Origin of the sequence: Aliidongia sp. (genome assembly GCF_035943795.1) — a bacterium.
GTDB lineage: Bacteria > Pseudomonadota > Alphaproteobacteria > ATCC43930 > CGMCC-115725 > Aliidongia.
Window position 1 is genome coordinate 46744 of record NZ_DASZBY010000141.1, and the last position, 9369, is coordinate 56112.

The following is a 9369-nucleotide window of genomic DNA, read 5'->3' on the forward strand; positions in this document are numbered from 1 at the left end:
GGGCATGGGATCGACCCTCGAGTCCGGGCGGATCACGGCGGTATTGGGCCCGACCAATACCGGCAAGACCCATCTCGCCATCGAACGCATGCTGGGCCACGCCTCCGGCATGATCGGGTTTCCGTTGCGCCTGCTCGCGCGCGAGAATTACGACCGGATCGTGCGCGAGAAGGGCGTGCGCGCCGTGGCCCTGATCACGGGCGAGGAAAAGATCGTGCCGCCGAACCCGAGCTGGTTCGTCTGCACCGTCGAATCCATGCCGCTCGACCATCAGGTCAATTTCCTCGCGATCGACGAGATCCAGCTCGCGGCCGATCCTGAGCGCGGCCATATCTTCACCGACCGGCTGCTGAACGCGCGCGGCCGGTACGAGACGATGTTCCTGGGTTCCGACACGATCCGGCCGCTGCTGCGCAAGCTGGTGCCCTCGGCGGAGCTGGTCTCGCGCCCGCGCTTTTCCACCCTCACCTATACCGGCCCGCAGAAGGTGACGCGCCTGCCGCCGCGCAGCGCCATCGTCGCCTTCTCCGTCTCCGACGTGTTCGAACTGGCGGAGCTGGTCCGGCGCCAGCGCGGCGGTACGGCCGTGGTGCTGGGCGCCTTGAGCCCGCGGGCGCGCAACGCCCAGGTCGCGATGTATCAGGCCGGCGAGGTCGACTACATGGTCGCGACCGACGCGATCGGCATGGGGCTAAACATGGACCTGGACCATGTGGCCTTCGCCCGCCTCACCAAATTCGACGGCCGGGGTCCGCGCCGCCTGACCGCACCCGAGATCGCCCAGATCGCCGGCCGCGCCGGGCGGCACATGAACGACGGCACGTTCGGCACGACGGCCGAGGCCGGCCCGCTCGACGAGGAACTGGTCGAGGCGGTCGAGGCTCATCGCTTCGATCCGCTGACTGCGCTGTGGTGGCGCAATCACAAGCTGGATTTCCGCACGGCCCCGTCGTTGCTGAAGAGCCTCGAGGCCCGTCCGCCCTCGCCCGTGCTGCTGCGCGCCGAAGGCGGCGACGATCAGGTGGCCCTGCAGGCGCTGGCCCGCCAGCCGGACATCGCGAAGAAGGCGACCAACCCGGGCGCGGTGCGGCTGCTGTGGGAGATCTGCCAGATTCCGGATTTCCGCAAGGTGATGACCGAGGACCATGCCCGGTTGCTGACCCAGATCTTCCGCCACCTGACCGGTCCCGACGAACGCCTGCCGCCCGATTGGGTCTCGAGCCAGATCGCGCGCATCGATCGGGTCGACGGCGATATCGATACGCTCGTCCAGCGCATCGCCCATATCCGGACCTGGACCTACATCACCAACCGCATCGGCTGGCTTGCCGACGGCGCCGCCTGGCAGGAGCGGACGCGCACGGTCGAGGACAAGCTGTCCGACGCCCTGCACGACCGCATCACCCAGCGCTTCGTCGACCGGCGCTCGGCGTTCCTGGTGCGCAGCCTGCAGGAGGCCCGCGAGCTGCTGGCGACGGTCAGCGACGAGGGCGAGGTCTGGGTCGAGGGCCATTTCGTCGGCGCCATGAAGGGCTTTTCGTTTCATCCGGATCCTGCCGCATCCGGCGAGGGCGCCCGGACCCTTATGGTGGCGGCGAACCGCATGCTGCGCGGCGAGGTCCAGGCCCGCGGCCGGCGGTTGGTCGCGGCGGACGATGCCGCCTTCACGTTGGCGCCGGACGGCACGCTGGCTTGGCTGGGCGAACCGGTCGCCCGCCTGGTCGCCGGCGATCGGGCGCTGACCCCGCGGGTCGACCTGCGGACGGTCGATTTCCTCGAAGGCGACACGCGCGAAGCGGTCAAGCGCCGGCTCGAGCGTTATGTCCGCGGCGTGACCGACCGGGTGATGGCGCCGCTCGAAGCAGCACTCGCGAGCCCGATTGCCGCCGCCGCCCGGGGGCTGGTGTTCCAGTTGGGCGAGGGGCTGGGGTCGATCGACATCGAGCCGGTCCGGTCGCTGATCGCCGACCTCGACGCCGACGAGCGCAAGGCGCTGGCGCGGTTCGGCATTCGTTTCGGTACCGAGACGATCTATTTCGAGCGGTTGCTGAAGCCGGCGGCGGTGAGCTTGCGGGCCCTGCTCTGGACCGTTCATCACGGCACCGGCCCGTTGCCGACGCCGCCCGCAGGCCGCCTGTCGATGGCGCGCGAGAGCTTGCCCACGGCCTATCTCGATGCGGTCGGCTATCGGCCGGTCGGACCGCGCGCGATCCGGGCCGACCGGCTGGAGACGCTGGCGGCCGCGCTCCGGGCCAAGGCGCGGGACGGGCGGTTCGCGCTCGACGGCGCGCTCGCGGCGCTGGTCGGAGCCCCCTCGGGCGATCTGCCCGGCATCGTCACGGCGTTGGGCTATCGGGGCGTGGTCGAAGACGGGGTCACCAGCTATGTCGCCAGGCGGAGGCCGGCCCGGCGCAAGGAGGCGCGGTCGGTTCCGCCGGCCGCGGTCGATCATCATCCCTTCGCGAAGCTCGGCGTGCTACGAGGCCGTGGTTGAGCGGCGACGGCGTCGCGACGCTGCGTATCGACAAGTGGCTGTGGCATGCCCGCCTGGCCAAGACCCGCTCGCTGGCGGCCCGGCTCTGCGCGGCGGGGGCCGTCGAACTGGCCGACCGGCCAGTGGCGAAGCCCAACCAGGCGGTTCGCATCGGCAGCCGGATCACGGTCGTGCAAGGGCGCCAGCGTCGCCGGATCGAGGTGCTCGCTCTCGGTAGCCGCCGGGGCCCGGCCGTCGAGGCCCAAAGTCTCTACCGCGAGCTGGCGCCGCCCGAACCGTTGGCCCGCATCCCCGACGACTGGGTGCCGCTCCTGGCCGACGAGTGACAGAATTTCTGCAACTTATTTGCGCGAAGTTTAGACGTCATGCATCGACCGGTGTACGGTAGATCCGTGGGATCCTTCCTCCGGCCGAGCGCTTTGGGGACCGGCGGACGTGCTCGATCACGGCGCCAACGACTCATCTGACGGAGTTTTGCGGCGATGGTGGATTGGAACGACGACATTACTCTCGGGACCTACAAATACGAGGGCCGAGAGATCCATCTGCAAGGTCTCTATCGAGGCTTCAGTATCCAGAGAAAGCGGTTGGGCACGACCAACACGAGTTCGGCCTACTATTATTTCCTGGGGAATCCCCACACGGTGGGTGCCTACACCGCCGATACGAGCGACTGGTACACGAGGCTGCTGCGCTCGATCGCGACGGCTTGGGGCAACAATGCGGGCGGAACACCGCCGACCGGCCATGTCAACGCGCCGAACGGGCATGAAGCCTACTACCGGGGAACCAGCATGTGGGACGGTTCCTGAACCCATCGATCTATCGCCGACGGAACACCAGGCCCAGGTTGTTGGCCGGCATCGGGGCGGTTTCGGTCAGTGCCAGGCCGGCGGCGTGGGCCGTTTCCACGACGGTTTCCAGGTCGCGCACACCCCAGGACGGGTCCTGGCGGCGCAGGTTCTGATCGAACGCCTCGTTGCTGGGCGCCGTATGTCGGCCGTCGCGCTTGAATGGGCCGTAGAGGATCAGCGGCGCACCCACGGCCAGGATCCGCGCAGCGCCGCCCAGCAGGCCGACCGCGGCCGCCCAGGGCGCGATATGGATCATGTTGACGGCGACGATCGCATCCGCCCGATCGATCGGCCAGTTCGACTGCGCGGCATCGAGCGCCAGGGGTGGGCGCACATTGTCCAGGCCGGCCTCGGCCGTCCAGGCGACGATGCTGGCGCGTGCGGCGGCATCGATGTCGGTCGGCTGCCACGACAGATGGGGCAGGCGGCGGGCGAAGAATGCGGCATGCTCCCCCGTGCCGCTCGCGATCTCCAGCACCAGGCCGGCAGGCGGCAGAACGCGCGTCAGCAGTTCCAGGATCGGCGCCCGGTTGCGCTCGGTTGCGGGGGCGAACCGGCGCGGATCGATCGGCGGTTGGGCGGGGCGGCGGGGATCGGGCGTTGGCGTCATGATGGCCGGACGATAGCAGCTTCGCCCCGGCCTGCCGATGCGCTTCGGCCGCCCGACGGCGCTTTCGGCGCCATCGCAGTTGAACGGGTTTGCCGCTCATGATACGGACCGCTGCATGTTCGACCGTATTCTCGATCTGCTGATGCCCGGTGGCGCGCCGCGGGGGGAGCCGGAGATCCATGTCGCGGTCGCCGCCCTGCTGGTCGAAGCCGCGCGGATGGACGATCGTTTCGATCCGGCCGAGCGGAGGGCCATCCGCCGGGTGCTGGGTCGGCGCTTCGCCCTCGACGAGGCATCGATCGATCAGCTGATCGCGACGGCGGAGCAGGCGGTCGAGGGCTCGAGCGCGCTCTATCGCTTCACCCGCGTGGTGGCCGAGCGGTTCGACCCGGCGGCGCGGGTCGGCATGATCGAGATGCTGTGGGAAGTTGCCTATGCCGATGGCACGCTCGACCCGGACGAGGATGCGCTGATCCGGCGGATCGCCGGCCTGATCTTCGTCGAAGACCACGAGCGCGGCGTCGCGCGCCAGCGGGTCCTGGCCCGGTCGGGCAACGTGCCGCAGGGCTGACGCGCCTATTTTTGGACTTGCGGGATTGTCTCCCGCGCTTTTTCAATGCGGGGCGGCCACCCCTGGGGAAAATCATCGGCCGCTTCAGCCGCAACACGGGAAACGAGACCGATGAGCTACGTCGTCACCGAAGCCTGCATCAAGTGCAAGTATATGGACTGCGTGGAAGTCTGCCCGGTCGATTGCTTTTACGAGGGTGAGACCATGCTGGTCATCAATCCCGACGAATGCATCGATTGCGGCGTGTGCGAACCGGAATGCCCAGCCGAAGCGATCATTCCGGACAGCGACGGGCAGGCGGAGAAGTGGCTGGGCGTCAATCGCGACTATTCGTCCAGCTGGCCGAACATCACGCGCAAGGGCGAGGCCCCGGCCGATGCCGATGCGTGGAAGGGCGTCGACGGCAAGTTCGACAAGTATTTCACGCCGACGCCGGGCAAGCGCTAATCCCCGCCAGCCCCGGGCGCGCCCAGGCCTCACGCGTAACGTAGAGGGCACTTGCGACGCCTCGCCGCACAGTAAAGCGGCCCAGATCGTCCGGTTCATGGTTGCCATGCCGGCGCCGTATGGCGTTTGGCTGGCAATTGTCGTGACTTTTGTGTTACTGTTCTTCTCGAACGGAGCATCGTAGACGTCTCAGACGGTCTAAAATTTCTGGGCATCTCGCGAGTGCGGCCCGGTCACCCCCATCCGTACGGTCGGATTGCATCCCTTGGTGCCGGCGAGCCGGTTTGTTCGCTAGCCGCCGGATTTGTGACGAGCGCCCTGCCGACCTGGCCACAGGCTTTTGAGAGAATCGGATGTCGGAAAAACTAGCTTTTGCTGAAGGCGATTTCGTCGTTTACCCGAGTCATGGCGTCGGCAAGATCCTGGGCATCGAGGCCCAAGAGATCTCCGGTTATCGGCTGAACGTTTTCGTCGTGCATTTCGACAAGGACCGCATGACGCTCCGGGTGCCGGTCACCAAGGCCAAGGCATCCGGCCTGCGCCGTCTTTCGACCCAGAAAGAGATGCAGGTGGCGCTGGTCAAGCTCAAGGGGCGCTCCAAGGCGAAGCGCACCATGTGGAGCCGCCGCGCCCAGGAATACGAGGCGAAGATCAATTCGGGCGATCCCGCGTCGATCGCCGAGGTGGTGCGCGATCTCTATCGCAACGCCGGCCAGCCGGACCAGTCCTACAGCGAGCGCCAGATCTACCAGGCGGCGCTCGACCGGCTGGTGCGCGAGTTTGCCGCCGTCGAAGAGATCGACGAGAGCACCGCGACCGAGCGTCTGGAGCAGATGCTGAACGCAGCCTGAGTTCGATCTCGGGTCTACGATCGGCGTGCCGTGAAACGGGGCCGGCCCTGATCCTCGCGAGAGGCATCGGGGCCGGCCTTTCGCTTTTCGCCGTCAAGCCTATGGCGTGGCCCGGGGGCGGCGCGCTAAACTTCCGGGGATGAGCCAGCCTCGCACTCCGCCCCGTCGTCGCTTCGGCATCCTGGTCGGCCGGCGACGCGTCTGGGCCGTCTCGTCGATCCACGCCGAAATCGACCGGCTCCGCACCATCCACACCGCCATCGAGCGCCGCCTGCAGCCGGGCGATGCGCTGGTCTATCTGGGCAACATGATCGGGCGCGGCACGGCGGTGCGCGAGACGCTCGACGAGCTGCTGGCTTTCCGCCGCGCCTTCATCGCCCGTCCGGGTGCCTTCGCCAGCGATCTGGTGTACCTGCGGGGTAGCCAGGAAGAGATGTGGCAGAAGCTGCTGGAGCTGCAGTTCGCGCCAAATCCGGCCGAGGTCTACCGCTGGATGCTCGACCACGGGCTGGCCGCCACGCTCGAAGGCTACGGCATCAACCGCAACCACGGCTCGGTCGCGACCCGCGACGGGCCGGTGGCGATCACGCGCTGGACCAACGAGGTGCGTGCCGCGGTCAATGGCGCGCCCGGCCATGGCAACCTGCTGACCGCCTTGCGCCGCGCCGCCTATACCGCCGACAACGAGTTGCTGTTCGTCCATGCCGGCATCGATCCCAGTCGGCCGCTGACCGCCCAGCACGACAGTTTCTGGTGGGGTGGCGCCGGCTTCCTCGACCTGACCGAGCCTTATGGCGGCTTCGCCAAGGTCGTGCGCGGGTTCGACAAGCATCATGGCGGCCTGCAGCAGGCGCCGTTCGCGGTCTCCATGGACCGGGGCTGCGGCTTCGGTGGGCCGCTCGCCGCCGCCTGCCTGACCCTCGACGGCCAGATCGCCGAGGCCTACGAGGCCTGAACCCCGAATACTTGCATCGGAAATTTTTTGCGACGCCCCTGATCCGGCGCCGTGCGTCGCGCGTATTGCCTTCGGAGGCCGGCTTGGACCCGGTGCCTCGGAGGTAAACCGTCATGGCGCATATCGACGATCCGGAGACGCAGCGGGCCAACCTGACCTTCATCAAGGCGTCGATGAAGGTGCCGCTGCTGAGCCGCGAGACCGAGTTCGAACTGGCGTGCCGCTGGCGCGAGCAGAACGATACGCGCGCGCTGCATGATCTGGTCGGCGCTTATACCAGGCTGGTGGTCTCGACCGCCGGACGCTTTCGCAATTACGGCCTGCCGATGGGCGATCTGGTGCAGGAGGGTAATGTCGGGCTGATGCAGGCCGCGGCGCGCTTCGAACCGGCGCGCGACGTGCGCTTTTCGACCTATGCCGCCTGGTGGATCCGCTCCGCGATGCAGGATTACGTGCTGCGCAACTGGTCGATCGTGCGCACCGGCACGACCGCGGCCCATAAATCCCTGTTCTTCAACCTGCGCCGCCTGCGCGCCCGGATCGAGGACGTGTCGGGCCGGCCATTCGGCGACGAGGGCCGCCGCAAGATCGCCCAGGAACTGCGCGTCGATCTCCACGACGTCGTCACCATGGAGCGTCGCCTGTCGGGCAGCGACCAGTCGCTGAATGCGCCGATCGGCGAGGGCGGCGACGATGACTGGCAGGATTTCCTGGCCGACGTCCGGCCGAACCCGGAAGAGGTCGTGATCGGCCTCCGCGACGCCCGGACCCGGTCGAAATGGCTGGCCGAGGCGCTGTCCGAACTCTCGCCGCGCGAACGGACCATCATCGCCGAGCGCCGCCTGCGCGACGAGGGCGCCACGCTCGAGGAACTGGGCCGCGAGTTGGGCGTGTCCAAGGAACGGGTCCGGCAGCTCGAACATCGCGCGCTCCAAAAGCTGCGGCAGTCGATGGCGCGGCATGTCGATCGTCCCCAGGATCTGCTGATCGACGCCTGACGAGTGGCGCCGCCTCTGCTAGACCTCGTGCCGGATCATCGATCGGGGGGAGGCGGCATGGCGGGACGGTGGCTGATCGGCATGGCCGCCGCGTTCCTCGCCGTCACGGCACCGGCCGGCGCCCGGTCGCGCAGCGGGGCGAGCGTCGCGTTGGATCTGCCTGAAATCGCCAACGGCATCGTCGCTTCGGTCGAGGATGGCGTGACCCTCACCCTCGACGACGGGCGGGTGCTGCGGCTGGCCGGCCTGCTGGCCCCGGCACCGCCCCTGACCATGGGCCAGGATGCGTCCTGGCCCAGTGCGGAAGCCGCCCGGCGCGCTCTGGCCGACCTGACGCTCGGCAAGAATGTCAGTCTCCATGCGGCCCAGCCGGCGCCCGATCGCCACAACCGGCTGGTGGGCCAACTCGTCGCCGCCGACGGCACCTGGCTGCAGCCGGTGCTGCTGCGCCAGGGCGCCGACCGGGTCGAGCCGGCGCCCAATGCCGGCACCGTCGCGGCGCCGCTGCTCAAGGCCGAGGCGGAAGCGCGCCGTCGCCACAAGGGCCTCTGGCGCCTGCCAGCGTACGGGGTGCGCACGCCGGAGACATTGACCGCGCGCGATACCGGCAGCTTCGTCCTGGTCGAGGGCCGGGTGCTGTCGATCGCACCGACCCACGAAGCGACCTACCTCGATTTCGCCCAGGATTGGCACCACGGCTTCACCGTGCGCATCCCCCACGGGGTCCTGCAGCGCGCATCCGGGTTCGACCCGGCGGCGCTGGAGGGCCGCCGGATCCGCGTGCGCGGGTGGCTCGTCTACGAAGGCCGGCCGATCCTGGATCTGGCCGACCTCGCCGCGCTGGAACCGCTGCCCGGCCGCCGCAAGCCACCCGCGCCGCCTTGAGGCTTTTCCGCTGGGGGCCCTCTGCGCTATAAGGGCGCCCATGTCTCCGTAGCTCAGCAGGATAGAGCATCGGTTTCCTAAACCGGGGGTCACGTGTTCGAATCACGTCGGGGACACCATTCTTCCAAGTTCGTCACTTATCAGTGGATTATGGGCCGCACCACCGTTTCTCCCTGACATCGTCCCTGATAGTCCACCTCCTCGCGCTGGACCTCGCCTTTCGGCTCGCGCGTCATGTCAGTCCTTTCGGAATCCGGATGCAATCCAGGCAAACGCCAAGCCGATAAGCCCAAAAGCTATCGGGGGAACCAGCGCCATCTCCGCATATTGGGTAAGTGGGAGGGTTGTCGTGGGCTGGGGTCGGCGCGGTGAAAGCGGTTCGTGCCATCACCGAAAACGGATCATCGCCAGCGTAATCGGTGGCTGCTCGTGCTGCATTATCAGCGCGGCTAATTTCATGTTCGCTGACCTCGGAGATCCGCTGGGCGGCAAAAAAGAAGATCAAAGCGATCCATGCCATTGACAGCACAACCCAGCAACGAATAGCCTCTCGTCCCCAGTTCACTCTAATCGCCCCCAATTCTCAGCTGATCAGAAGATCGTACAGTTCCCCAGCGCCGTCCTTACAGGCGCCAATTCCTGTAGCCGAAAGCGTATCGCAATCGAAGCTACATCGGAGGGTCGAGCCGTCGCGCGCAAAAAGC

General features: G+C 67.6%; 10 protein-coding genes and 1 tRNA gene. 10 read left to right on the top strand and 1 reads right to left on the bottom strand.

What is annotated here, in order from left to right; translation table 11 throughout:
• The first annotated feature begins 4 nt into the window (after window positions 1–4).
• The 3 genes from VGV37_RS27415 (at window position 5) to VGV37_RS27425 (ending at window position 3306) form a co-directional block, all read left to right on the top strand.
• A complete protein-coding gene (locus VGV37_RS27415; RefSeq protein WP_326882993.1) occupies window positions 5–2494 on the top strand; it encodes a helicase-related protein in 2490 nt (829 codons plus the stop codon).
• A complete protein-coding gene (locus tag VGV37_RS27420; RefSeq protein WP_326882994.1) occupies window positions 2491–2820 on the top strand; it encodes an RNA-binding S4 domain-containing protein in 330 nt (109 codons plus the stop codon). The genes VGV37_RS27415 and VGV37_RS27420 overlap by 4 nt, the downstream gene beginning before the upstream one ends.
• 156 nt (window positions 2821–2976) lie before the next feature.
• Window positions 2977–3306 carry a hypothetical protein gene (locus VGV37_RS27425; RefSeq protein ID WP_326882995.1) on the top strand — a complete coding sequence of 110 codons (330 nt, stop codon included), beginning with the start codon at window positions 2977–2979 and terminating at the stop codon, window positions 3304–3306.
• A gap of 10 nt (window positions 3307–3316) precedes the next feature.
• On the opposite strand, the gene VGV37_RS27430 is transcribed toward VGV37_RS27425, so the two are convergent.
• Complete coding sequence (locus VGV37_RS27430) at window positions 3317–3958, bottom strand: DUF938 domain-containing protein (RefSeq protein WP_326882996.1); 642 nt, start codon at window positions 3956–3958, stop codon at window positions 3317–3319.
• 115 nt (window positions 3959–4073) lie between these two features.
• On the opposite strand from VGV37_RS27430, the gene VGV37_RS27435 reads away from it, so the two are divergent.
• The 7 genes from VGV37_RS27435 to VGV37_RS27465 all read left to right on the top strand — a co-directional run bounded on the left by VGV37_RS27435 (window position 4074) and on the right by VGV37_RS27465 (window position 8784).
• The gene (locus VGV37_RS27435; protein ID WP_326882997.1) at window positions 4074–4529 is read left to right on the top strand and encodes a TerB family tellurite resistance protein; all 456 of its coding nucleotides are present in this window, start codon (window positions 4074–4076) and stop codon (window positions 4527–4529) included.
• A 111-nt stretch (window positions 4530–4640) separates the two neighbouring features.
• Entirely contained in the window at window positions 4641–4976 is a 336-nt protein-coding gene (fdxA, locus tag VGV37_RS27440) for a ferredoxin FdxA (protein WP_326882998.1), read from the top strand.
• A gap of 353 nt (window positions 4977–5329) precedes the next feature.
• Complete coding sequence (locus VGV37_RS27445; protein WP_326882999.1) at window positions 5330–5827, top strand: CarD family transcriptional regulator; 498 nt, start codon at window positions 5330–5332, stop codon at window positions 5825–5827.
• A gap of 139 nt (window positions 5828–5966) precedes the next feature.
• Window positions 5967–6782 (top strand): hypothetical protein, encoded by an 816-nt coding sequence (locus VGV37_RS27450; RefSeq protein ID WP_326883000.1) that lies wholly within the window; start codon window positions 5967–5969, stop codon window positions 6780–6782.
• A gap of 113 nt (window positions 6783–6895) precedes the next feature.
• The gene (locus VGV37_RS27455; protein WP_326883001.1) at window positions 6896–7780 is read left to right on the top strand and encodes an RNA polymerase factor sigma-32; all 885 of its coding nucleotides are present in this window, start codon (window positions 6896–6898) and stop codon (window positions 7778–7780) included.
• Between the two features lie 57 nt (window positions 7781–7837).
• Complete coding sequence (locus VGV37_RS27460; protein WP_326883002.1) at window positions 7838–8665, top strand: thermonuclease family protein; 828 nt, start codon at window positions 7838–7840, stop codon at window positions 8663–8665.
• Between the two features lie 42 nt (window positions 8666–8707).
• Window positions 8708–8784: transfer RNA gene (locus tag VGV37_RS27465), tRNA-Arg, on the top strand.
• The last annotated feature ends 585 nt before the right edge of the window (window positions 8785–9369 follow it).